The 22,841-nt window shown below is 60.9% G+C and carries 21 protein-coding genes; 8 read left to right on the forward strand and 13 right to left on the reverse strand.

Annotated elements, in window-relative coordinates; genetic code table 11:
• Positions 1-97: 97 nt before the first annotated feature.
• Positions 98-1,498: a NorM family multidrug efflux MATE transporter gene (locus tag FBX99_RS22530; RefSeq protein ID WP_145132998.1), complete on the forward strand. Its 1,401-nt coding sequence runs from the start codon at positions 98-100 to the stop codon at positions 1,496-1,498.
• 106 nt (positions 1,499-1,604) lie between these two features.
• On the opposite strand, the gene FBX99_RS22535 is transcribed toward FBX99_RS22530, so the two are convergent.
• On the reverse strand, positions 1,605-3,269 hold the full coding sequence (locus tag FBX99_RS22535) for a bifunctional diguanylate cyclase/phosphodiesterase (protein ID WP_144926854.1): 1,665 nt from the start codon (positions 3,267-3,269) through the stop codon (positions 1,605-1,607).
• A gap of 253 nt (positions 3,270-3,522) precedes the next feature.
• Here FBX99_RS22535 and rep point away from each other — a divergent pair, with 253 nt between their 5' ends.
• Both rep and FBX99_RS22545 read left to right on the forward strand, forming a co-directional pair.
• Positions 3,523-5,532 carry a DNA helicase Rep gene (rep, locus tag FBX99_RS22540; RefSeq protein ID WP_145133000.1) on the forward strand — a complete coding sequence of 670 codons (2,010 nt, stop codon included), beginning with the start codon at positions 3,523-3,525 and terminating at the stop codon, positions 5,530-5,532.
• A gap of 55 nt (positions 5,533-5,587) precedes the next feature.
• The gene (locus FBX99_RS22545; RefSeq protein WP_041023330.1) at positions 5,588-6,160 is read left to right on the forward strand and encodes a xanthine phosphoribosyltransferase; all 573 of its coding nucleotides are present in this window, start codon (positions 5,588-5,590) and stop codon (positions 6,158-6,160) included.
• Positions 6,161-6,276: 116 nt separating this feature from the next.
• Here FBX99_RS22545 and FBX99_RS22550 read toward each other — a convergent pair whose 3' ends face one another.
• From FBX99_RS22550 to dadA, 6 genes are all read right to left on the reverse strand, one after another.
• Positions 6,277-8,199 (reverse strand): acetyl-CoA hydrolase/transferase C-terminal domain-containing protein, encoded by a 1,923-nt coding sequence (locus FBX99_RS22550; RefSeq protein ID WP_145133002.1) that lies wholly within the window; start codon positions 8,197-8,199, stop codon positions 6,277-6,279.
• Between the two features lie 137 nt (positions 8,200-8,336).
• Entirely contained in the window at positions 8,337-8,780 is a 444-nt protein-coding gene (locus tag FBX99_RS22555) for a cytochrome c5 family protein (RefSeq protein ID WP_144926862.1), read from the reverse strand.
• 171 nt (positions 8,781-8,951) lie between these two features.
• Complete coding sequence (locus FBX99_RS22560) at positions 8,952-9,500, reverse strand: cupin domain-containing protein (RefSeq protein WP_024780576.1); 549 nt, start codon at positions 9,498-9,500, stop codon at positions 8,952-8,954.
• 128 nt (positions 9,501-9,628) lie between these two features.
• Entirely contained in the window at positions 9,629-10,702 is a 1,074-nt protein-coding gene (alr, locus tag FBX99_RS22565) for an alanine racemase (RefSeq protein ID WP_145133004.1), read from the reverse strand.
• A 92-nt stretch (positions 10,703-10,794) separates the two neighbouring features.
• On the reverse strand, positions 10,795-11,148 hold the full coding sequence (locus FBX99_RS22570; RefSeq protein ID WP_144926868.1) for a RidA family protein: 354 nt from the start codon (positions 11,146-11,148) through the stop codon (positions 10,795-10,797).
• Positions 11,120-12,427: a D-amino acid dehydrogenase gene (dadA, locus tag FBX99_RS22575; protein ID WP_144926871.1), complete on the reverse strand. Its 1,308-nt coding sequence runs from the start codon at positions 12,425-12,427 to the stop codon at positions 11,120-11,122. The genes FBX99_RS22570 and dadA overlap by 29 nt, the downstream gene beginning before the upstream one ends.
• A 156-nt stretch (positions 12,428-12,583) precedes the next feature.
• On the opposite strand from dadA, the gene FBX99_RS22580 reads away from it, so the two are divergent.
• Complete coding sequence (locus FBX99_RS22580; protein WP_003206849.1) at positions 12,584-13,072, forward strand: Lrp/AsnC ligand binding domain-containing protein; 489 nt, start codon at positions 12,584-12,586, stop codon at positions 13,070-13,072.
• 151 nt (positions 13,073-13,223) lie between these two features.
• Here FBX99_RS22580 and FBX99_RS22585 read toward each other — a convergent pair whose 3' ends face one another.
• Entirely contained in the window at positions 13,224-13,577 is a 354-nt protein-coding gene (locus FBX99_RS22585; RefSeq protein WP_144926874.1) for a YkgJ family cysteine cluster protein, read from the reverse strand.
• A 146-nt stretch (positions 13,578-13,723) separates the two neighbouring features.
• On the opposite strand from FBX99_RS22585, the gene FBX99_RS22590 reads away from it, so the two are divergent.
• Positions 13,724-15,037, forward strand: coding sequence for an FAD-binding oxidoreductase (locus FBX99_RS22590; RefSeq protein WP_145133006.1), 1,314 nt, complete (start codon positions 13,724-13,726; stop codon positions 15,035-15,037).
• A gap of 66 nt (positions 15,038-15,103) precedes the next feature.
• On the opposite strand, the gene FBX99_RS22595 is transcribed toward FBX99_RS22590, so the two are convergent.
• A complete protein-coding gene (locus FBX99_RS22595; protein ID WP_144926880.1) occupies positions 15,104-15,349 on the reverse strand; it encodes a DUF1127 domain-containing protein in 246 nt (81 codons plus the stop codon).
• Positions 15,350-15,528: 179 nt separating this feature from the next.
• Here FBX99_RS22595 and FBX99_RS22600 point away from each other — a divergent pair, with 179 nt between their 5' ends.
• Together FBX99_RS22600 and FBX99_RS22605 are read left to right on the forward strand one after the other, a co-directional pair.
• Positions 15,529-16,962, forward strand: coding sequence for a PLP-dependent aminotransferase family protein (locus FBX99_RS22600; protein ID WP_145133008.1), 1,434 nt, complete (start codon positions 15,529-15,531; stop codon positions 16,960-16,962).
• A gap of 61 nt (positions 16,963-17,023) precedes the next feature.
• Entirely contained in the window at positions 17,024-18,592 is a 1,569-nt protein-coding gene (locus FBX99_RS22605; protein WP_144926886.1) for a phospholipase D family protein, read from the forward strand.
• A 42-nt stretch (positions 18,593-18,634) separates the two neighbouring features.
• Here FBX99_RS22605 and FBX99_RS22610 read toward each other — a convergent pair whose 3' ends face one another.
• Positions 18,635-19,777, reverse strand: coding sequence for an MFS transporter (locus FBX99_RS22610; RefSeq protein WP_144926889.1), 1,143 nt, complete (start codon positions 19,775-19,777; stop codon positions 18,635-18,637).
• A 157-nt stretch (positions 19,778-19,934) separates the two neighbouring features.
• On the reverse strand, positions 19,935-21,428 hold the full coding sequence (locus FBX99_RS22615; protein WP_145133010.1) for an aldehyde dehydrogenase: 1,494 nt from the start codon (positions 21,426-21,428) through the stop codon (positions 19,935-19,937).
• A gap of 231 nt (positions 21,429-21,659) precedes the next feature.
• Here FBX99_RS22615 and FBX99_RS22620 point away from each other — a divergent pair, with 231 nt between their 5' ends.
• Positions 21,660-22,022, forward strand: a complete 363-nt coding sequence (locus FBX99_RS22620) for a cupin domain-containing protein (protein ID WP_144926895.1) — start codon at positions 21,660-21,662, stop codon at positions 22,020-22,022.
• 133 nt (positions 22,023-22,155) lie between these two features.
• Here the strand turns inward: FBX99_RS22620 and rpmG are convergent, their stop codons facing one another.
• Together rpmG and rpmB are read right to left on the reverse strand one after the other, a co-directional pair.
• Positions 22,156-22,311, reverse strand: a complete 156-nt coding sequence (rpmG, locus tag FBX99_RS22625) for a 50S ribosomal protein L33 (protein ID WP_003177274.1) — start codon at positions 22,309-22,311, stop codon at positions 22,156-22,158.
• A gap of 11 nt (positions 22,312-22,322) precedes the next feature.
• The gene (gene rpmB, locus FBX99_RS22630; protein WP_007921114.1) at positions 22,323-22,556 is read right to left on the reverse strand and encodes a 50S ribosomal protein L28; all 234 of its coding nucleotides are present in this window, start codon (positions 22,554-22,556) and stop codon (positions 22,323-22,325) included.
• Positions 22,557-22,841 lie beyond the last annotated feature (285 nt).

Here is a 22,841-nt window from a genome sequence, read left to right on the forward strand (position 1 = left end):
GTTTTAATCATGCCTGCCATCGTTTTTATCCTTTTGTGCAAAGCGCCGCAAGCGCCGAGAATCGACGGTTTACAGCCTTGCCTGAACATGGAGCGTGATGATCATGCAGCATCCTGTGCGTACCGAACTCCGGGCCATCCTGCGGCTGGCGGGGCCGTTGATTGCCTCGCAGTTGGCGCACATGTTGATGGTCCTGACCGACACCTTGATGATGGCGCGCCTGAGTCCCGAAGCCCTGGCCGGCGGCGGGCTGGGGGCGGCGAGTTACTCGTTCGTGTCGATTTTCTGCATCGGTGTGATCGCGGCAGTGGGCACGCTGGTGGCGATCCGTCACGGCGCTGGCGACATCGAGGGGGCCACCCGACTGACCCAGGCCGGGTTGTGGCTGGCCTGGCTGATGGCACTGGCCGCCGGGTTACTGCTATGGAACCTCAAGCCGGTGCTGCTGATGTTCGGCCAGACCGAAACCAACGTGCTGTCCGCCGGACAGTTCCTGCTGGTATTACCGTTTGCCCTGCCCGGTTATCTGAGCTTCATGGCCCTGCGCGGCTTCACCAGCGCCATCGGCCGGGCCACACCGGTCATGGTGATCAGCCTCTGCGGCACGGTAGCCAATTTCCTGCTCAATTACGCGCTCATCACCGGTATGTTCGGGCTGCCGAAACTGGGCCTGATGGGCATCGGCCTGGTCACGGCCATCGTTGCCAGCTGCATGGCCCTGGCGCTGGCCTGGCATATTCATCGGCATCCGGCCTACCGCGCGTATCCGCTACTTGAGGGGCTGTTCCGGCCGAATCACCAGTACCTCAAGGAGCTGTGGCGTCTGGGCCTGCCGATTGGCGGTACCTATGCCGTGGAAGTCGGGCTGTTCGCGTTCGCCGCGCTGTGCATGGGCACCATGGGCAGCACGCCGTTGGCAGCCCACCAGATTGCCCTGCAGATCGTATCAGTGGCGTTCATGGTTCCGGCAGGGATGTCGTACGCCATCACCATGCGCATCGGCCAGCACTACGGTGCTGGACAACTGCTGATGGCCCGACTGTCCGGACGGGTCGGCATTGGCTTCGGCGCTGCGGTGATGCTGGCCTTCGCCATGGTGTTCTGGCTATTGCCGAATCAGTTGATCGGTTTGTTCCTGGACCACAACGACCCGGCGTTCCGTCCGGTGATCGATCTGGCGGTGAGCCTGCTGGCCGTGGCAGCGTGGTTCGAACTGTTCGACGGTACGCAGACCATCGCCATGGGCTGCATCCGCGGGCTCAAGGACGCCAAGACCACGTTCCTGGTGGGCCTGGGTTGTTATTGGCTGATTGGTGCGCCGGCGGCCTGGTGGATGGCGTTCCACCTGAACTGGGGACCGACCGGCGTCTGGTGGGGACTGGCCCTGGGGCTGGCCTGCGCGGCGGTGAGCCTGACGCTGGCATTCGAAGGGAAGATGAAGCGGATGATCAGCAGTGGGTCGGGGTCGCAGAGTTTTGCGGCTATCCAGGTCGAATAGCACCCGTTGTGGGAGCGGGCTTGCTCGCGAATGCGGTGCATCAGTCAGGGATACTTTGATGGATACACCGCATTCGCGAGCAAGCCCGCTCCCACAGGGTATTGTGTCAGGCCGTGACTTCCGTCGACTTGTTGTCGAACGTCAGGTATTCCACCAACTCAGACAACGGCAACGGTTTGCTGATCAGGAAGCCCTGCACCTGATCGCAGCCGAAGCCACGCAACAGATCCAGTTGCTCACGGGTTTCCACACCCTCGGCCACCACCTCCAGGTTGAGATTGTGGGCCAGGTTGATCATCGCGTGCACCAGTTTGCGGTTCTCTTCGCGTTGCTCCATGCCACCGACAAAGCTCTTGTCGATCTTGAGCAGGGCGATGGGGAGGCTGTTGAGGTGCACGAACGAGGAAAAGCCGGTGCCGAAGTCGTCCAGGGAGAAGCGTACTCCCAGGCGGCCGAGGGCATCCATGGTCTGCTTGACCAGTTCGCTGCGGCGCATGACCGCGGTTTCGGTGAGTTCGAATTCCAGCCACTGGGCTTCGACGCCTCGCTCGGCGATCAGCCGGCTCAATGTCGGCAGCAACTGGCTGTCCTGGAACTGCCGGAACGACAGGTTGACCGCCATGTGCAACGGCGCCAGCCCGCGCTCGCGCAAAGCCTGCATATCCCGCAAAGCGCGGGAGATCACCCAGTAGCCCAGCGGGACGATCAGGCCGCTCTGCTCCGCCAGCGGCACGAACTCACTCGGTGGCAGCAGCCCGCGTTCGCCGTGACGCCAGCGCACCAGAGCTTCGAGACCCACGATGTGGCCGCCTTCGAGGTCCAGCCGGGGCTGGTAGTGAAGCTCCAGCTCGTCACGACGCAGTGCCCGGCGCAGTTCGCTTTCCAGGTCGGCGAGGCTGCGGGCGTTGCGGTTGATGCGCTCGTTGAAGACATGGAAGGTGCAGCCCTGGGTGCTCTTGGCCTGTTGCATGGCGATGTGGGCATGCCACATCAGCGGATCGGCACCCGCCTGGGCCCGGGCGTGGGCGATGCCCAGGCTGCAGCCGATCAGCAGACTTTCGCCGTCCACCCAGTAGGGTTCGGCCATGGCTTGGGTGATGCGCTCGGCCATCCATTCGGCCCGCCGAGGTGCCCGGCGGGTATCGATCAGCAAGGCGAACTCGTCGCTGCCCAGCCGCGCCAGTTGATCGCCGGCTTCAAGCGCTCCCTTGAGACGCGAAACCACCTGCAGGATCAAGCGATCGCCGGCCTGATGCCCGAGGGCGTCGTTGGCGTGACGGAAGTTGTCCAGGTCCAGGTGACCGAGCGCCAGGCCACGGCCTTCGCTTTCAGCCAGGCGCGCCGCCAGCAGGGTCTGGAACCCCTGGCGGTTCGCGATGCCGGTCAATGGATCCTGTTCGGCGAGACGCTGCAAGGTGCTTTCCAGTACGCCGCGCTCACGCACATGACGCAGGCAACGGCGCAGGGTCGCGGTATCGAGCAGGTCACGCACCAGCCAGTCGCTGGCGCCATCGGGTAGCGTCGCGGGCTCGTGTTCCAGCAGCAGGATAGTCGGCAGAGGACAACGGCCGGGAGCCGGTTGCAAGGCTGCGACCGTCAACAGCACCGCGTTGCGATTGTCTTCGAACAGGCTACAGAGCGACTCCCAGGTCGGGGCAATGATCAACACGACCGAGCCCGCCATGGGCGCCAGGCACTCGCGTAATATCGCTGACCACTCAGGCTCTTCGGCCAATAACAGCAAACGCAAGGGTTCGACAGGCGTGGACAAGCTGACTCCGTAGACTCTGCAAGAGGTATGCGCTGGGCATTATGACCTGCCGACCGACAATGACCAGTGCCAATAGTTCTCAAAAACAGGCTTCTGGCGATTTTTTTCCATTCCAGCCCGAACATCAGCGCCAATTCATCTCAAATCCCTGCAGCAGGCCAGCGAAACGGCCTGATGTCGGACAGAGCAGCACAATTCTCCAAGCCTGTTAAAATGCCGGCCCATTTTTCGCAAACGACTCCCTGACCCTGTCATGTCCCGACTCAACCCCCGGCAGCAAGAAGCCGTGAACTATGTCGGCGGCCCTCTTTTGGTGCTCGCCGGTGCAGGCTCCGGCAAGACCAGCGTGATCACCCGCAAGATCGCGCACCTGATTCAGAACTGTGGCATCCGTGCCCAGTACATCGTCGCCATGACTTTTACCAACAAGGCCGCCCGGGAAATGAAAGAACGGGTCGGCGGCCTGCTGCGCGCCGGCGAAGGCCGAGGTCTGACGGTCTGCACCTTTCACAACCTGGGCCTGAACATCATCCGCAAGGAACACGTGCGACTGGGTTACAAGCCGGGCTTTTCGATTTTCGACGAGACCGACGTCAAGGCCCTGATGACCGACATCATGCAGAAGGAGTACGCGGGCGACGACGGCGTCGACGAGATCAAGAACATGATCGGCGCCTGGAAGAACGACCTGGTGCTGCCTGCCGAAGCCCTGGAAAACGCCCGCAATCCCAAGGAACAGACAGCCGCCATCGTCTACACCCATTACCAGCGCACGCTCAAGGCGTTCAATGCGGTGGATTTCGACGACCTGATCCTGCTGCCGGTCAAGCTGTTCCAGGAACACGCCGACATCCTCGAAAAATGGCAGAACAAGGTCCGCTACCTGCTGGTGGACGAATACCAGGACACCAACGCCAGCCAGTACCTGCTGGTGAAACTGCTCATTGGCAAGCGCAACCAGTTCACCGTGGTGGGCGACGACGACCAGTCGATCTACGCCTGGCGTGGCGCGCGTCCGGAAAACCTGATGCTGCTCAAGGAAGACTATCCGTCGCTCAAAGTGGTGATGCTGGAGCAGAACTACCGCTCCACCAGCCGCATCCTTCGCTGCGCCAACGTACTGATTTCCAACAACCCCCACGAATTCGAAAAGCAGCTGTGGAGTGAAATGGGCCACGGTGACGAGATCCGCGTGATCCGCTGCCGCAACGAAGACGCCGAAGCCGAGCGCGTGGCTATGGAAATCCTCAGCCTGCACCTGCGCACCGACCGGCCGTATAGCGATTTTGCAATCCTCTACCGCGGCAACTACCAGGCCAAGCTGATCGAGTTGAAGTTGCAGCATCACCAGGTTCCCTATCGCCTGTCGGGGGGCAACAGCTTCTTCGGCCGTCAGGAAGTGAAGGACCTGATGGCCTATTTCCGCCTGATCGTGAACCCGGACGACGACAACGCCTTCCTGCGAGTGATCAACGTCCCGCGCCGGGAAATCGGCTCGACCACGCTGGAAAAACTCGGCAACTACGCCACCGAGCGCAAGATCTCGATGTACGCCGCCACCGACGAAATCGGCCTGGGCGAACACCTGGATAGCCGCTTCACCGACCGCCTGGTGCGCTTCAAGCGCTTCATGGACCGGGTCCGCGAGCAGTGCGCCGGGGAAGACCCGATCGCGGCACTGCGCTGCATGGTCATGGACATCGACTATGAGAACTGGCTGCGCACCAACAGCTCCAGCGACAAGGCCGCCGACTACCGCATGGGCAACGTCTGGTTCCTGATCGAAGCCTTGAAGAACACCCTGGAAAAAGACGAAGACGGCGAAATGACCGTCGAAGACGCCATCGGCAAGCTCGTGCTGCGGGACATGCTCGAGCGCCAACAGGAAGAGGAAGACGGTGCCGAAGGCGTGCAGATGATGACGCTGCACGCGTCCAAGGGCCTGGAATTCCCCTACGTGTTCATCATGGGCATGGAAGAAGAAATCCTGCCGCACCGCTCCAGCATCGAGGCCGACACCATCGAAGAGGAACGGCGCCTGGCCTACGTGGGCATCACCCGGGCCCGCCAGACACTGGCCTTCACCTTCGCCGCCAAGCGCAAGCAATACGGTGAAGTGATCGACTGCGCGCCGAGCCGCTTTCTCGATGAGCTGCCGCCGGACGACCTGGCCTGGGAAGGCAACGACGACACTCCGACCGAAGTAAAAGCCGTTCGCGGCAACAGCGCCTTGGCCGATATACGAGCGATGCTAAAGCGCTAGAATCGACTACTTTTCCCGCCTTCAGAGCCCTTGAGGCGTTATCAGAGGAGGCTTCATGGAAGCCCTGCACCAGAAAATCCGTGAGCAAGGCATCGTTCTTTCCGACCAGGTCCTGAAAGTCGACGCGTTCCTGAACCACCAGATCGACCCGCAACTGATGAAACAGATCGGCGATGAATTCGCCGCACTGTTCAAGGACTCGGGCATCACCAAGATCGTCACCATCGAAGCCTCGGGTATCGCCCCGGCCATCATGACCGGCCTGAACCTTGGCGTGCCGGTGATTTTCGCCCGCAAACAACAGTCCCTGACCCTGACGGAAAACCTGCTGTCGGCGACTGTGTATTCGTTCACCAAAAAGACCGAGAGCACCGTGGCCATCAGCCCTCGTCACCTGACCAGCAGCGACCGGGTGCTGATCATCGATGACTTCCTGGCCAACGGCAAAGCCTCCCAGGCGCTGATTTCCATCATCAAACAGGCCGGCGCCACCGTGGCCGGGTTGGGGATCGTGATCGAGAAGTCGTTCCAGGGTGGCCGCGCGGAACTGGATGCCCAGGGCTATCGTGTCGAGTCCCTGGCGCGGGTGAAATCCCTGGCCGGTGGGGTCGTAACCTTCATCGACTGACCGCATTTTCCTGTGGGAGCGGGCTTGCTCGCGAATGCGCCGTGTCAGACAAAGTCATTTCAACTGACACACCGCATTCGCGAGCAAGCCCGCTCCCACAATGAATGTGCTCGTCGTTACAGCGCAGTAGCCTTCAGCCCGGCGAGCAACAAGCGCTGGAACAGATCCTCCTTCAGCCCCTCCGTGCTCGCCAGTTGCATCCGCTCCAGATGCTCGGGGTACAACGAGGGCTCCGGGGCATCCAGCGCCGCCTTGCCCAACTCGAGCATTTCGGTGAGCTTGAACTTGCTCTTGAGCCAGTTCAGCGCCCGCAACAGGTCCCGCTCCACCCCGTCGAAATCAGCGCCCAGCGGATACTCCGGGAACAGATTCGGATGCCGCGCCTGGATCGCCTGCAAGCGCTCCGATGTGTTGTCGGCAAACCGTGGATCGAGGCGGAAATCCTTCGGTAGTTTTCCGGCATTCTGCGCCTGCTCGATCAGCCCCGGTTGGAAGCGTGAATCGCTGATGTTCAGCAACGCCTCGATCACCGCGGCATCGGTCTTGCCCCGCAGATCAGCGATGCCGTACTCAGTCACCACGATGTCCCTCAGGTGCCGGGGAATCGTGCAATGGCCATACTCCCAGACAATGTTCGAATTGATCTCGCCCCCGGACTCCCGCCAACTGCGCAGCAGCAAAATGGAACGCGCGCCTTCCAGCGCATGCCCCTGGGCGACGAAGTTGTACTGCCCGCCCACGCCGCTGAGCACCCGCCCGTCTTCCAGTTGATCGGCCACCCCGGCGCCCAGCAGGGTCATGGTGAACACGGTATTGATGAAGCGCGCATCGAGACGCTGTAAGCGCTTGAGACGCTCCTGGCCATACAACTCGTTGATGTAGCTGATGCGGGTCATGTTGAATTCGAGCCGGCGGCTCTGCGGCAACTCATGCAAGCGCTGGTAGAAACTGCGCGGGCCGAGAAAGAAGCCGCCATGGACGCAGACGCCGTCGGGCTGGGCCGCCTCGTCGAGCGTACCCGCATTGGCCTGCTCCTGGGTCGGCTCATCGGGGTAGACCTTGCGCCGGATGATCCCGGCCTCCGCCAGCACCAGCAAACCGCTGACGAACATCTCACTGCAACCGTACAACCCCTTGGCAAACGGCTCGACCCCACCCTCACGCTCGATCAGTTGTGCCCACTGGCTGAGGTTCAGGTCCGCCAGCAACGCCCGATACCCGGTGTTATCCGCCTGACGCGCCAGCAGCGCTGCTGTCAGCGCATCGCCCATGGAGCCAATGCCGATCTGCAGCGTGCCACCGTCACGCACCAGGCTGCTTGCGTGCAGGCCGATGAAATGGTCCTGGAACCCCACTGGCATGTTCGGCGTGGAGAACAGCGTGTGATTGTCCTTCTCGTCGATCAACAGATCGAAACCATCAATGCCGATTTCCGCATCCCCCGGCATGTAGGGCAGATCGCTATGGACCTGGCCAACCATGAGGATGGTTTCTCCCGCGGCGCGACGCTTTTCGATCATCGGCAGCAGGTCGAGGGTGATGTCGGGGTTGCAACTCAGGCTCAGGCGATCCGGGTGCTGCGGATCGCTCGCCACCAGTTGCGCGATCAGGTTCAAGCCGGCGGCGTTGATGTCCCGGGCAGCGTGGCTGTAGTTGCTGCTGACGTAGTTCTGCTGGGCCGATGCGCTGTGCAGCAGGCTGCCAGGTTGCATGAAGAACTGCTCGACCCGGATGTTGGGTGGCAGGCTGTCGCGCTGCAGGTCGGCCAGGTAATCGAGTTCCGGATAGTCACCGAAAACCCGTTCGATGAAGGGCTCGAGAAAACGCTTCTGCAAACCATCGCCCAGGTTCGGCCGGCCCAGGCTCAAAGCCGTGTAGAGGGTCAGTTGTCGTTCGGGCAGTTGGGCAATGCGCCGGTACAGCGCGTTAGCGAACAGATTGGGTTTGCCCAACCCCAAGGGCATGCCGAGGTGGATATGCGCCGGCAGGCGTTCCAGGACGTCATCCACCGCCTGCTCGATTGAACACAATTGCACCATCCTACCCTCCGAGCCATTCCGTGAATGTGGATTGGACCGAGCTTGCCGGGTCTTGGTTGCGATGAACAGCCCTGGATGATCGTTTTCCGAGGCGCAAAAAAGCCGCTCGTAAGCGGCTCTTTCAACGGATGTTGGCTTTATTTCAGGCCAGACATCTTCTGGATGGCGCCTTTGAGCTCTTCATCCGAGCAATCGGCGCAGGTTCCTTTAGGCGGCATGGAGTTGATACCGGAGATGGCTTTAGCCAGCAGACCGTCAACGCCGCCTTCTTTCTTGGCTCGTTCGCCCCAAGCTGCGCCGTCACCGATTTTCGGAGCGCCCAGCACGCCTGCAGTATGGCAAGCCCCGCAATGTTTAGCGATTACGTCATCCGGCGTCTTCTTGCCCCCACCGCCGGCCGCAACGGCCACTTCCATGCCCTTGCATTCTTCACCCTGAACACACACCTTCCCCACAGGCTCAAGACGCTCGGCAACGGCATCGCTGCTTGTTTTACTGATAGGTGGCTCAGCTGCGCGCTCACAGCCTAGAAGGACCAATACAATTGCTGGTACAGCCAGCATTTTCATAATTAGGTTCACGCGTACACCCTCAATGGTGGCTAGTCACGCCTGCGGCCACGGTTTGCAGGCGGGCGCAAGTATAGCGGTAAGCCTGTCACACTGAAACAACCCTAAAGTCACAAGGGTCTTGTTCGTTGTGACCGCCTTCCCCCTGGCCGCCGTTGCCCGTGCGGGCTTGGCGCCTCTTCCTTAGAAATTGGCCGGTGTGGCTGCGCTGATCAGCCGCGCCGGCACATCGAACGGATTACGGAAACGGTGTGGTTTGGTGCTTTCGAAATAGTAGCTGTCCCCGGCCTCCAGCACGAACGTTTCGGCGCCGACGACCAGCTCCAGACGGCCTTCCACCAGAATCCCGGTTTCCTCGCCCTCATGGGTAAGCATCTCGTCACCGGTATCGGCGCCAGGCGGGTAGATTTCATTCAGGAAGGCAATCGCCCGGCTCGGGTGTGCCCTGCCCACCAGCTTCATGGTCACGGCACCGTCGGAGATATCGATCAGTTCGTTGGCTTTGTAGACAATCTGGGTCGGCTTCTCCTGGAGGATTTCTTCGGAGAAAAACTCGACCATGGACATGGGGATGCCGCCAAGGACCTTGCGCAGCGAGCTGATCGAGGGGCTGACGCTGTTTTTCTCGATCATCGAAATGGTGCTGTTGGTGACGCCCGCACGCTTGGCGAGTTCACGCTGGGAAAGGCCTTTGAGTTTACGAATGGCTTGCAGTCGTTCACCGACGTCCAATGCTGGAACCTCCAGGGGATCAGGTTGTGTTGAAAGTGAGCGTTATCATGGCGACAGCGTTCAGTATTTACAACACTTTGACCCGAATCCTGCGCGGTGAAGCGACCTTCGGTTGATCCTGCGCTGCGTCAGCCCCCGAAATAGAGCCGTGGAACCCGCCGCAGGTTGCAGAAAATCTGATAGGGAATGGTGCCGGCAGCCTTCGCCACATCGCTGGCGAGCACATGCTTACCCCATAATTCCACGGTCGAACCAAGTCCGGCATGGGGGATATTCGTCAGGTCGACACACAGCATGTCCATCGACACACGTCCGACCAATTGGCTGCGCTGGCCGTCCACCAGCACCGGAGTGCCGCTCGGCGCCTGGCGCGGGTAGCCGTCGGCATAGCCCATGGCGACCACCCCGACCCGGGTCGTGTGCGTGGTCACGTAATGGGCGCCATACCCCACCGGCTCGCCGGCCGGCAGTTCGCGCACGCAAATGATCTTCGATTCCAGAGTCATCACCGGCTGCAGGCGCGAGGCGGTGGCGTTGGCTTCATCGAAAGGCGTCGCGCCATACAACATGATGCCCGGACGGACCCAGTCGCTTGGCATCTGCGGCCAGCCCAATACCGCCGGGGAGTTGCGCAGGCTGGTCTCGGCCGTCAATCCCTGGCAGGCCGCTTCAAACACTTCCAACTGCCGGGTGCTGGAGGGGTCGTGCAATTCATCGGCGCGAGCAAAGTGGCTCATCAGCACGACTTTCGCGACTTTGCCGCTGGCCAGTAGTCGACCATAGGCGGCCTGATAGTCCTGTGGATGCAGACCAACCCGGTGCATTCCCGAATCCAGCTTGAGCCAGATCGTGATCGGCTTGCTCAGCGCCGCTTTTTCAATCGCTTCGAGCTGCCACAACGAATGCACGACGCACCAGAAATCGTGCTCGACAATCAACGACAGCTCATCGGCTTCGAAAAACCCTTCCAGCAACAACACCGGCGCACGAATTCCGCCGGCCCGCAGTTCCAAGGCCTCTTCGATGCAAGCCACCGCAAACCCGTCCGCGGTGTCCTGCAAAGCCTCGGCGCAACGTACCGCACCATGCCCGTAGGCATCGGCCTTGATCACTGCAAGGGCCTTGGCCCCCGTGACGTCGCGAGCCAGTTGGTAATTGTGGCGCAGAGCTTGAAGATCGATAAGGGCGCGGGCAGGACGCATGACGGCAGGCTTCTAGGCAAACATGAAAAAACCGGCGCCGGCTGATGGCGTGAACCACCAACAGCGCCGGGAGAGGGATCGTTTCGACAGCTTTAAGGCAGCGCGGCCACAACTGACAGCTCCACCAGGATTTCCGGCTCGCACAGCTTGGCTTCGACCGTGGCTCGGGCCGGTGCCACCCCATTGGGCAACCATTTGTCCCAGACAGCGTTCATGCCCGCAAAGTTGGCCTCGATGTCCTTCAAGTAGATCGTGACCGACAGCAACCGGCTCTTATCGGTCCCGGCCAGGTCCAGTAAACGCTCTATATTGGCCAGAGTCTCGCGGGTCTGCTGCTCGATACCGGCGCTCATGTCGTCGCCGACTTGCCCGGCCAGGTAAACGGTGCCGTTGTGCACGACCACTTGGCTCATGCGGTCATTGGTGAGCTGGCGCTGGATTGCCATGTTTTGCAGACTCCTGAAATTTGCTGCTGCCATAACGGGAAATATCGAGACCTTCGGCACTGATCTGCGGCTTTTTCTTCGCCATCAGGTCCGCCAGCAAGCGACCGGAGCCACAGGCCATGGTCCAGCCGAGGGTGCCGTGGCCGGTGTTCAGGAACAGATTCTTGAACGGGGTAGCGCCAACGATCGGCGTGCCATCCGGCGTGGTCGGACGCAAACCGGTCCAGAAACTGGCCTGGGCCAGATCGCCGCCCTGAGGATAAAGGTCGTTGACGATCATCTCCAGGGTTTCACGGCGACGAGGATTGAGCGACAGGTCAAAACCGGCGATTTCCGCCATACCGCCCACACGGATACGGTTATCGAAGCGGGTGATCGCGACCTTGTAGGTTTCGTCGAGAATGGTCGAAGTCGGCGCCATCGCCGGGTTGGTGATCGGCACGGTCAGGGAATAACCCTTGAGCGGATACACCGGAGCACGGATACCCAGGGGCTTGAGAAGTTGCGGCGAATAGCTGCCCAGGGCCAGGACATAGCGGTCGGCGGTTTCCAGTTTGCCATCGATCCAGACGCCATTGATGCGGTCACCGGCCTGGTCCAGGCGCTGGATATCCTGGCCGAAGCGGAACTCGACACCCAGCTTCACGGCCATTTCCGCCAAGCGCGTGGTAAACATCTGGCAGTCGCCGGTCTGGTCGTTGGGCAGACGCAAGGCGCCGGCCAGGATGTCGGTGACGTTCGCCAGGGCCGGCTCGACCCGTGCAATGCCTTCGCGGTCGAGCACTTCGAACGGCACACCGGACTCCTTCAGCACGGCGATGTCCTTGGCCGCGCCATCGAGCTGTGCCTGGGTGCGGAACAATTGTGTAGTTCCCAGGCTACGGCCTTCGTAGGCAATGCCGGTTTCGGCGCGCAGCTCGTCGAGGCAATCGCGGCTGTACTCGGACAGGCGCACCATGCGCTCCTTGTTGATGGCATAACGGCTGGCGGTGCAGTTGCGCAGCATCTGTGCCATCCACAAGTACTGGTCGATATCGGCGGTCGCCTTGATGGCCAGCGGTGCGTGGCGCTGCAACAGCCATTTGATGGCCTTGAGCGGCACGCCTGGCGCGGCCCAAGGCGAGGCATAGCCCGGCGACACCTGGCCGGCGTTGGCGAAACTGGTTTCCATGGCAGGCGCCGGCTGACGGTCGACTACCACCACTTCGAACCCGGCCCGCGCCAGGTAGTAAGCACTGACGGTACCGATGACGCCGCTACCCAAGACCAGAACACGCATGTTGTCGCCCTCATCGCGGGAGAACCGCTGACGTTTGTTGTACAGAACCGTAATGAGCGCAGTGTAAAAAAGAATAGGCAGTGCTTTTCACTATATAAATGCCTATATTTGGCGAGAATTCTCGGCAAAAACCCTTTTCACGGAGGCGCATCCCCTGTGCGTACCAATACCCAGACCAAGCGCGAGCTGGACAAAATCGACCGCAACATCCTGCGTATCCTCCAGGCGGACGGTCGGATCTCCTTCACCGAGCTGGGAGAAAAGGTCGGTCTCTCCACAACGCCCTGCACCGAGCGGGTACGGCGCCTGGAGCGCGAAGGGATCATCATGGGCTACAACGCCCGGCTCAACCCGCAGCACCTGAAGGGCAGCCTGCTGGTGTTCGTCGAGATCAGCCTCGATTACAAATCCGGCGACACCTTTGAAGAGTTCCGACGTGCCGTGCTGAAACTGCCTCATGTGTTGGAATGCCATCTGGTGTCGGGGGATTTCGACTACCTGGTGAAGGCGCGGATTTCCGAGATGGCCTCGTACCGCAAACTGCTGGGCGACATCCTGCTCAAACTGCCCCATGTGCGGGAGTCCAAGAGCTATATCGTGATGGAAGAGGTTAAAGAGAGCCTGAACCTGCCGATCCCCGATTGAGTCCAGCACTAGAAGGCGCGCGTCCGGGACCGCTTTCGCGAGCAAGCCCGCTCCCACAATGGTCTTGCGGCGAACCCATTTCTTGGGAACGGTAGAGATTCCATGTGGGAGCGGGCTTGCTCGCGAAAGCCGCGACGCGGTCTCCCGATGATCAGACCAACACCTGCCGATTGGCAGCCATGTAATCATGGATCTGCTTCTCGACCCGGGGATGGATCAGCTCCACCGGCCGCCGCCCATTGGGGCACGGCAGCGTCGCCGTGGTACCGAACAACCGGCAGATCAGCGGCCGCTCGTCATACACGGTGCAACCGTTCGGCCCCAGGTGCACGCAATCGAGTGCTTCCAGGGCGGCGTCCTGTTCGGCGCGGGTCTTGCGCGGCAGGCGGGCCATTTCCTCGGGTGAGGTGGTCACCGGCCCGCAGCAGTCGTGGCAACCGGGCACGCATTCGAATGAAGGAATCTGCTGGCGCAGCGTGCGGACTTTTTGACTGTTGCAACTCATCGAGGCGGTTACCTGATCGGGACTGGTCCGGATTCTGCCCTAAAAGCCGTGTACCAGACAGCGCCAGCCGACCACTGTTGCCGACGGAGGAATCCGCGGCTTATGCTCCGTAAAATTTCTCAAACACAATAATCAGGATTACGCACATGAACGCCCGTGTTCAGCAACCGGTCCCGAGCCACGCGCACGCCGCCTCTTACTACGCCGCCAGCAGCCTGCCGCAACCGGACCATCCGTTGCTGCAAGGCGAGCTGTTGGCGGATGTCTGCGTGGTCGGTGGCGGGTTCTCGGGGCTGAACACGGCCATCGAACTGGCCGAGCGCGGCATGAGCGTCGTGTTGCTGGAAGCACACAAGATCGGCTGGGGGGCCAGTGGGCGTAACGGCGGCCAGTTGATCCGCGGTGTCGGCCATGGCCTGGATCAGTTCGCTCCGGTGATCGGTACCGAGGGCGTCCGCCAGATGAAACTCATGGGCCTTGAGGCAGTGGAAATCGTCCGGCAGCGCGTCGAGCGTTTTCAGATCGCTTGCGATCTCACCTGGGGGTACTGCGACCTCGCCAACAAACCCGCCGACCTGGAAGGCTTCGCCGAGGACGCCGAGGAACTGCGCAGCCTGGGCTATCGTCACCCGACCCGGCTGCTGCAAGCCCATGAGATGCACAGCGTGGTCGGCTCGGACCGCTATGTCGGTGGCCTGATCGACATGGGCTCCGGGCATTTGCACCCGCTGAACCTGGCCTTGGGCGAAGCCGACGCCGCGCAGCGGCTAGGGGTCAGGTTGTTCGAGCAATCGGCGGTGACCCGGATCGATTACGGCCCTGAAGTGCAGGTGCATACCGAGCATGGCTCGGTTCGCGCCAAGACCCTGGTGCTCGGTTGCAATGCCTACCTCAACGGCCTCAACAAGGAATTGAGCGGCAAGGTACTGCCCGCTGGCAGCTACATCATCGCCACTGAGCCTTTGAGCCAGGCTCAGGCCCAGGCGTTGTTGCCACAGAACATGGCGGTCTGTGACCAGAGGGTGGCGCTGGATTACTACCGGCTTTCGGCGGATCGCCGCTTGCTGTTCGGCGGCGCCTGCCATTATTCGGGCCGCAACCCGCAGGACATTGCCGCTTATATGCGTCCGAAAATGCTCAAGGTCTTCCCGCAGTTGGCACACGTGAAGATCGACTATCAATGGGGCGGGATGATCGGCATCGGCGCCAACCGCCTACCGCAGATCGGCCGACTCAAAGACCAGCCCAACGTGTACTTCGCCCAAGCCTATTCCGGCCATGGCGTGAACGCCACGCACCTGGCCGGCAAGCTGCTGGCCGAAGCCATCAGTGGACAGCAAGGCGGCGGGTTCGATCTGTTCGCCCAGGTCCCGCACATCACCTTCCCCGGCGGCAAGCACCTGCGCTCACCGCTGCTGGCGTTGGGGATGTTATGGCACAGGTTGAAAGAGTTGGTTTGATCCAATGACACATAGGTGAGCCTAATGTTGTTTTTGTGGCGAGGGGATTTATCCCCTCGCCACGGATCAGCTACGCCAGAAAGGCTTTAAGCCCTCCTCCCGCGCCTGCTGCCGACTCATCCCGATATCACGCAACTGTTCGGGTGTCAGCTCGAGCAAGACTCGGCGTGTATGCAGGCGATGCCAGAACAAGTCCCAGCGGCTCAGGCAGGCTGGGGCAGTTCGAAAGCTTGCGCCGCGAAGTCCCTTTTCCTGTCCTGCCTCCAGTTCCTGACTGTGTAGCGTCAGCCGCACATCGCTCAAGCCGTTCATTTTCGTCGCTCCTGTTTACTTGGGTAGCCAGAGGTTTCATGATGCGCGGACGGCCAGAATCGATACAGATTCAACATCTGTATTTTATTTGCATACAGATAAGGCCTTTTTGCCACTGAATGCTGTTTTTACCGGCCAACTGTATTGGTTACCTGTTGCCCACCTATCGAGAGCGCGCCATGACCCTCTACGTGAACCTCGCCGAATTGCTTGGCACCCGCATCGAACAGGGTTTCTATCGCCCCGGCGACCGGCTGCCGTCGGTGCGGGCTTTGAGTACGGAACATGGCGTCAGCCTGAGTACGGTGCAGCAGGCCTATCGCGTGCTGGAGGACAACGGACTGGCAATGCCGAAACCCAAGTCCGGCTATTTCGTCCCGATCAGCCGCGAACTGCCGGACTTGCCAGCGATAGGCCGTCCGGCCCAGCGTCCCGTGGACATTTCACAGTGGGACCAGGTGCTGGAACTGATTCGCGCCGTGCCACGCAAAGAAGTGGTGCAACTGGGGCGCGGCATGCCGGACATCCATTCGCCGACCATGAAGCCGCTGCTGCGCAGCCTGGCGCAGATCAGCCGTCGGCAAGACATGCCCGGCCTGTATTACGACAACATCTACGGCAACCTTGCGTTACGCGAACAGATTGCCCGCCTGTTGCTGGATTCAGGCTGTCAGTTGGGGGCCAACGACCTGATTGTCACCACCGGCTGCCACGAAGCGCTGTCGGTCAGCATTCGCGCCACCTGCGAACCAGGCGATATCGTCGCGGTGGATTCGCCCAGCTTCCACGGCGCCATGCAAACCCTCAAGGGCCTGGGCATGAAGGCCATGGAGATCCCCACCGACCCGCTTACCGGCATCAGCCTGGAGGCATTGGAACTGGCGCTGGAGCAATGGCCGATCAAGGCCATACAGTTGACGCCCAGCTGTAACAACCCGCTGGGCTACATCATGCCGGAAGCGAACAAACGCGCGTTGTTGACCCTGGCTCAGCGCTTCGACGTGGCGATCATCGAAGACGATGTGTATGGGGATCTGGCCTACACCTACCCACGACCCCGCACGATCAAGTCCTTCGACGAGGATGGCCGCGTCCTGCTTTGCAGCTCCTTTTCCAAGACCCTGGCGCCGGGCCTGCGAGTGGGCTGGGTCGCACCCGGGCGGTATCTGGAACGGGTGCTGCACATGAAGTACATCAGCACCGGCTCCACCGCGCCGCAGCCGCAGATCGCCATCGCCGAGTTTCTCAAGAACAGGCATTTCGAACCTCATTTGCGCCGGATGCGCACGCAATACCAGCGTAATCGCGACGTGATGATCGACTGGGTCAGCCGCTACTTTCCATCAGGCACCCGCGCCAGTCGTCCCCGGGGCAGCTTCATGCTGTGGGTCGAATTGCCCGAAGGTTTCGATACCCTGAAGCTCAACCGGGTCTTGCATGACAAAGGTGTGCAGGTTGCGGTCGGCAGCATTTTTTCGGCATCGGGCAAGTACCGCAATTGCCTGCGAATGAACTACGCTGCCAAGCCAACGGCACAGATCGAGGAGGCTGTGCGCAAGGTAGGGACCGCCGCCATCGCGCTGTTGAACGAAACCCAAGGCGACGGCGTCTGAATTCTACTCAGGGAAGCAGCACCCGACAGTCAATCAACGCCAACAAGCGGAACGATCCTACGTGAGATCCAAACCGATCCTGCCTACGCTACTGCTTGTCGCCTCCCTGTCGGGAGGCTGTGCCAGCGTTGATATCACCCGCGAGCCCTCCCAGGCACTGCCTGCCTCCGAATCTTCATTCGGACGCTCCGTCCAGACCCAGGCCGCACCCCACGAAGGACGCTCGGGGTTTCGTCTGCTCTCCAACAGTACCGATGCCTTTACCGCCCGGGCCGAGCTGATTCGCAACGCGCAAAGCAGCCTCGACCTGCAGTACTACATCGTTCACGACGGCATCAGCACCCGGATGCTGGTGGACGAGGTGCTCAAGGCCGCCGACCGGGGCGTGCGTGTGCGGATCCTGCTGGACGACACCACCAGCGATGGCCAGGAGCAAATCATTTCGACCCTCGGTGCTCATCCGCGGATCCAGATCCGCCTGTTCAACCCGTTGCACCTGGGACGCGCCACCGGCGTGACCCGCAGCCTCGGCCGTTTGTTCAACCTTTCGCTGCAACATCGGCGGATGCACAACAAGCTTTGGCTGGCGGACAACAGCATGGCCATCGTCGGCGGGCGCAACCTGGGGGATGAATACTTCGATGCCGAGCCTCACCTGAACTTCACGGATATCGACCTGCTCGGCGTCGGTCCGGTGGCTGAACAGTTGGGGCACAGTTTCGATCAGTACTGGAACAGCGCCCTGAGCAAGCCCATCGAACAATTCCTGTCCCATCGGCCCACCGCCAAGGACCTGGCCAACAGCCGCCTGCGCCTGCAAGAGTCCCTGGAACAGACGCAAAAGGAGAATCACGCGCTGTACCAGCAGTTGGCCGCCTACCGGACCCAGCCGCGGCTGGATATCTGGCGCAACGAGTTGGTCTGGGCCTGGAACCAGGCGCTGTGGGATGCGCCCAGCAAGGTCCTGGCCAAGGACGAGCCCGATCCGCACCTGCTGTTGACCACGCAACTGAGCCCTGAACTGGCGGGGGTCAGCAAGGAACTGATCATGATCTCGGCTTATTTCGTGCCGGGACAGCCTGGGTTGGTGTACCTGACCAGCCGCGCCGATGCCGGCGTGTCGGTCAGCCTGCTGACCAACTCCCTGGAGGCCACCGACGTGCCGGCGGTGCACGGCGGTTACGCGCCCTATCGCAAGGCGCTGCTGCAGCATGGCGTGCGGCTGTTCGAGTTGCGGCGCCAACCCGGGGATACGGGTGGCAGCAGCCCTCACCTGTTCTACAGCAAGTCCTACGGCGAATCGGACTCGAGCCTGCACAGCAAGGCGATCATTTTTGACCAGCAGAAATCATTCATCGGCTCATTCAATTTCGACCCACGCTCAGTGCTGTGGAACACCGAGGTTGGCGTGTTGGTGGACAGCCCTGAACTCGCCGGCCAGGTCCGTGACCTGGCCTTGCAGGGCATGGCACCGGCCCTGAGTTACCAGGCGCGACTGAAAGATGGAAAACTCGTCTGGACCACCGAAGACAACGGCAAACTCCACGACCTGGATCGTGAACCCGGTAGCTGGTGGCGCCGGTTCAATGCCTGGTTTGCGACAACGGTGGGGTTGGAGCGGATGCTGTAGGCGCTCCCCCTCGCCACAAAAAGCTCCCTCGCCCCAGGGTTTTCAGGCGGGTTGCGTAGCCCCGAACGCCCCCTGACGCAACAACAGAATCACCAGACCGAACGCCCCCGCCGCCATGAACAACGGCAACGCATGTCCGCTGATCCATTGGCTGCCCGCTCCCGCCACCAAAGGGCCTACCAGGCAACCGATTCCCCATAGCTGGGCAATATGGGCATTGGCTCGCACCAGCGCATCGTCGCGGTAACGCTCACCGATCAGGATCAACGACAAGGTGAACAAACCACCCGCGCTGGCACCGAACAGCACCCACAGCGGCCAGATCAGTAAGGTATCGATCAACAACGGCACCGCCAGGCTGGATAAGGTCAGCGCCACCGCGCAGCCCGTGAGCAAGGCTCGCCGAGACACATGATCGGCCAAGGCGCCAATGGGCAGTTGCAACAATGCATCACCGACCACCACGGTGCTGACCATTGCCAGCGCGACATCGGCACTGAACCCCTGGCGCAGGCAATACACCGGCAGCAACGTCAGGATCATCGCCTCGAAAGCCGCGAATAACGACACCGCCCATGCGATCGCCGGCAGCCCCCGGCAAAAAGCCCACAAATCGCCAAAAGTGACGCTACCGGCTTCACTGGAGGGCGCACCGCTGCGACCGAGCAACAGCAACGGTGCCACCAGCAGCAGGCCGACGCCCACCCAGAATCCGTAGTCGTGCACGGTACCCAGCGCGCCGAGCAACAGCGGACCGGACAGCTGGCTGAGGGCATAACTGGCGCCATACAGCGCCACAAGCCGGCCACGCCATTGTTCAACCACCAGTTGATTGATCCAGCTCTCACCGAGAATGAACACCAGGGTCAGGACCACCCCGATCACCAGCCGCAGCACCAGCCAGACCAGGTAACTGGGCAACAACGCCAGCAATCCGATGGACACCGCTCCGCCCCACAGGCACAGGCGCATCAGGTTTGCCGTCCCAAACCGCGCCGCCAGACGACTCGATACCTTGGCCCCGAGCAACACCCCAACGGCGGGCATGGCCGCCATCACGCCAATGGCGAACGAACCATAACCCCAGCCCTCCAGGCGCAGCGACACCAGCGGCATGCTGACCCCCAGGGCAAGGCCGACGCTCAGGACAGAGGCCAACACGGCGAAATAAGTCGCCCAACGCATTTCCATGCTCCTGTGGGTATTTACATTTCAAGTCCTACGCAAAGCAAATGTGGGAGCGGGCTTGCTCGCGAAGGCTGGGTCAGTCAACTCAGTCGTTGAATGTGAAACCGCTTTCGCGAGCAAGCCCGCTCCCACAAGAGAGATCAGCGTTGCGCTGTTACAGCTTGATCCAGGTCGACTTCAGCTCGGTGTATTTGTCGAAGGCGTGCAGCGACTTGTCGCGACCGTTACCCGACTGCTTGAAGCCACCGAATGGCGCGGTCATGTCGCCGCCATCGTACTGGTTCACCCACACGCTGCCGGCGCGCAAGGCCTTGGCGGTCAGGTGGGCCTTGGAGATGTCCCGGGTCCATACCGCCGCCGCCAGGCCATAAGGCGTGTCGTTGGCAATCTGGATGGCCTCCTCGGCCGTATCGAAAGCGATCACTGACAACACCGGACCAAAAATCTCCTCCTGGGCAATTTTCATGGCGTTGCTGACGCCGTCGAAAATCGTCGGCTCGACATAGGTGCCACCGGTTTCCTCAAGGATCCGCTTGCCACCGGCCACGAGCTTGGCGCCGTCGCTGTGCCCGGCTTCGATGTAGGACAACACGGTATTCATCTGCTGGGTATCGACCAGGGCACCGACATTCGTCGCCGGGTCCAGCGGGTTGCCCGGTTTCCAGCCCTTGAGGGCCTCGATCACCAACGGCAGGAAGGTGTCCTTGATGGAGCGTTCCACCAACAGTCGCGAGCCGGCGGTGCAGACTTCGCCCTGGTTGAATGCAATGGCGCTGGCCGCGGCTTCAGCGGCGGCCTGCAGGTCCGGAGCGTCGGCGAACACGATATTCGGGCTCTTGCCGCCGGCCTCCAACCAGATGCGCTTCATGTTGGATTCGCCGGAGTAGATCATCAGTTGCTTGGCGATCTTGGTGGAACCGGTGAACACCAGCGTGTCGACATCCATGTGCAGGGCCAGAGCCTTGCCGACCGTATGGCCATAGCCTGGCAGCACGTTGAGCACGCCTTTCGGAATCCCGGCTTCGACGGCCAGTGCGGCAATGCGGATGGCAGTCAGCGGGGATTTTTCCGACGGCTTGAGGACTACAGAGTTACCGGTGGACAAGGCCGGACCGAGCTTCCAGCAGGCCATCAACAGCGGAAAGTTCCACGGCACGATAGCGCCCACCACACCGACGGGCTCGCGGGTAACCAAGCCCAACTGGTCGTGGGGGGTCGACGCCACTTCGTCGTAGAGCTTGTCGATGGCTTCCCCGCTCCAGCTCAACGCCTGTGCCGCACCGGGCACATCGATGTTCAGGGAATCGCTGATCGGCTTGCCCATGTCCAGAGTTTCGAGCAAGGCCAGCTCTTCGACGTGCTGCTTGAGCAGGCTGGCGAAACGAATCATGGTGGCTTTGCGTTTGCTCGGCGCCAGGCGTGACCAGACACCGGAATTGAAGACCGCACGCGCGTTTTCGACCGCACGCTGGGCGTCGGCAGCATCACAGCTGGCGACCTTGCCCAGCAAACGGCCATCGACCGGACTGAGGCAATCGAAGGTTTCGCCGGACACCGCATCGGTGTATTCGCCGCTGATGAACGCGCGGCCTTCGATGGTCAAATCGCGGGCGCGTTGTTCCCAGTCGGCACGAGTCAGGGTGGTCATGCGAGTGTCCTCCTCTTATTGGGTGTGAGCGTTACAAGGGATGCAACACTTAGGAATTCTGCCCGGCCAGCCTGTTCAGGCGCACATTTTCGGCATAGGGCACCCGCCACCCTAAACCAGCCGCCCCTCAAGTTTCAATATATTTGACACAAGAGCGGTAAACAGCCTTGCGATGTTCGTTTTAATAAACATAGACTCGAACCTTCCAAGCAATCACCGGGGATTACGGAAATGAGCATCGAGGACATCGTCGACTTCAGCCAAGCCAGCACCGTCGCCGATCGCTATCGCCCGGACCCGGCAAAGGTTCTCAAGGGCGATCCCGAACAAGCTGTGTTCAACCACTACAACAGTCCCTGCGGGCAAATGAATGCCGGGGTCTGGGAAGGCGCGGTCGGCCAGTGGATGGTCAACTACACCGAGCATGAATATTGCGAAATCGTCCAGGGGGTGTCCGTGCTGCGGGACAACGACGGCAATGCCAAGACATTGCGCGCAGGCGACCGCTTTGTGATTCCAGCGGGCTTCAAGGGCACCTGGGAAGTGCTGGAGCCGTGCCGCAAGATTTATGTGGTGTTTGAGCAGAAGGCTTGAGTTTTCGTTGGCCGGACTGACCCCATCGCGAGCAGGCTCGCCCCCACAGGGATTGGATCAGGGCTGGAAGCCAGCAACAAAAAAGGCCCGTATCTCACGATACGGGCCTTTTTTGTAAAGAGGGAAAAATCAATTACTTGATTTTGCCTTCCTTGTAGATCACGTGCTTGCGAACAACCGGATCATATTTCTTGATCTCGATTTTGTCCGGGGTAGTACGCTTGTTCTTGTCGGTAGTGTAGAAGTGACCAGTACCGGCGCTCGAGATCAAACGAATCAATTCACGCATGATTAGCTCCCTTAAACCTTGCCATCGCGGCGAAGTTCGGCCAGCACGACATCAATGCCGCGCTTGTCGATGATACGCATGCCTTTGGCAGATACGCGCAGACGTACAAAACGTTTCTCGGACTCAACCCAGAAGCGGTGATGCTGCAGGTTCGGCAGGAAACGACGACGGGTTTTGTTGTTTGCGTGGGAAATGTTATTCCCAGTCACCGGACCCTTACCGGTAACTTGACAGACTCTAGACATGCCTCAGCCCTCTAAAACCACATGCCCAACCCGGCATGGGTTGGCCGCTTAATCTCTCAGTCATTTGGCGCCAGGCGCCGCGTTTCTTTAAGGGTCTTACCGGCTACACCTACAGTGAAGGAACCGGGCCCCTAGAAAAGAGCGCTGCTTTATACCAGAAAGACCTCGGTGCAACAACATCCCGTGTGATTTGTCTTAACCTGGAAACCTCGGGCAACCGTGCCGAACGGCTGCGGCAAGGGCTGGCGATGGCTGTGACCGCTCGTCGCGGCATCCGGTTTTTTT

Origin of the sequence: Pseudomonas sp. SJZ074 (assembly GCF_007828215.1) — a bacterium.
GTDB lineage: Bacteria > Pseudomonadota > Gammaproteobacteria > Pseudomonadales > Pseudomonadaceae > Aquipseudomonas.

What these genes read in the sequence shown, in the direction of transcription:
- FBX99_RS22590 (WP_145133006.1), top strand. Translation starts at nt 13,724, where the DNA reads ATGAACGCCCGTGTTCAGCAACCGGTCCCGAGCCACGCGCACGCCGCC.
- FBX99_RS22595 (WP_144926880.1), bottom strand. Translation starts at nt 15,349, where the DNA reads ATGAACGGCTTGAGCGATGTGCGGCTGACGCTACACAGTCAGGAACTG.
- FBX99_RS22600 (WP_145133008.1), top strand. Translation starts at nt 15,529, where the DNA reads ATGACCCTCTACGTGAACCTCGCCGAATTGCTTGGCACCCGCATCGAA.
- FBX99_RS22585 (WP_144926874.1), bottom strand. Translation starts at nt 13,577, where the DNA reads ATGAGTTGCAACAGTCAAAAAGTCCGCACGCTGCGCCAGCAGATTCCT.
- FBX99_RS22610 (WP_144926889.1), bottom strand. Translation starts at nt 19,777, where the DNA reads ATGCGTTGGGCGACTTATTTCGCCGTGTTGGCCTCTGTCCTGAGCGTC.
- alr (WP_145133004.1), bottom strand. Translation starts at nt 10,702, where the DNA reads ATGCGTCCTGCCCGCGCCCTTATCGATCTTCAAGCTCTGCGCCACAAT.
- FBX99_RS22570 (WP_144926868.1), bottom strand. Translation starts at nt 11,148, where the DNA reads ATGGCAATCCAGCGCCAGCTCACCAATGACCGCATGAGCCAAGTGGTC.
- FBX99_RS22615 (WP_145133010.1), bottom strand. Translation starts at nt 21,428, where the DNA reads ATGACCACCCTGACTCGTGCCGACTGGGAACAACGCGCCCGCGATTTG.
- FBX99_RS22545 (WP_041023330.1), top strand. Translation starts at nt 5,588, where the DNA reads ATGGAAGCCCTGCACCAGAAAATCCGTGAGCAAGGCATCGTTCTTTCC.
- dadA (WP_144926871.1), bottom strand. Translation starts at nt 12,427, where the DNA reads ATGCGTGTTCTGGTCTTGGGTAGCGGCGTCATCGGTACCGTCAGTGCT.
- FBX99_RS22530 (WP_145132998.1), top strand. Translation starts at nt 98, where the DNA reads ATGATCATGCAGCATCCTGTGCGTACCGAACTCCGGGCCATCCTGCGG.
- FBX99_RS22550 (WP_145133002.1), bottom strand. Translation starts at nt 8,199, where the DNA reads ATGGTGCAATTGTGTTCAATCGAGCAGGCGGTGGATGACGTCCTGGAA.
- rpmB (WP_007921114.1), bottom strand. Translation starts at nt 22,556, where the DNA reads ATGTCTAGAGTCTGTCAAGTTACCGGTAAGGGTCCGGTGACTGGGAAT.
- FBX99_RS22620 (WP_144926895.1), top strand. Translation starts at nt 21,660, where the DNA reads ATGAGCATCGAGGACATCGTCGACTTCAGCCAAGCCAGCACCGTCGCC.
- rpmG (WP_003177274.1), bottom strand. Translation starts at nt 22,311, where the DNA reads ATGCGTGAATTGATTCGTTTGATCTCGAGCGCCGGTACTGGTCACTTC.
- rep (WP_145133000.1), top strand. Translation starts at nt 3,523, where the DNA reads ATGTCCCGACTCAACCCCCGGCAGCAAGAAGCCGTGAACTATGTCGGC.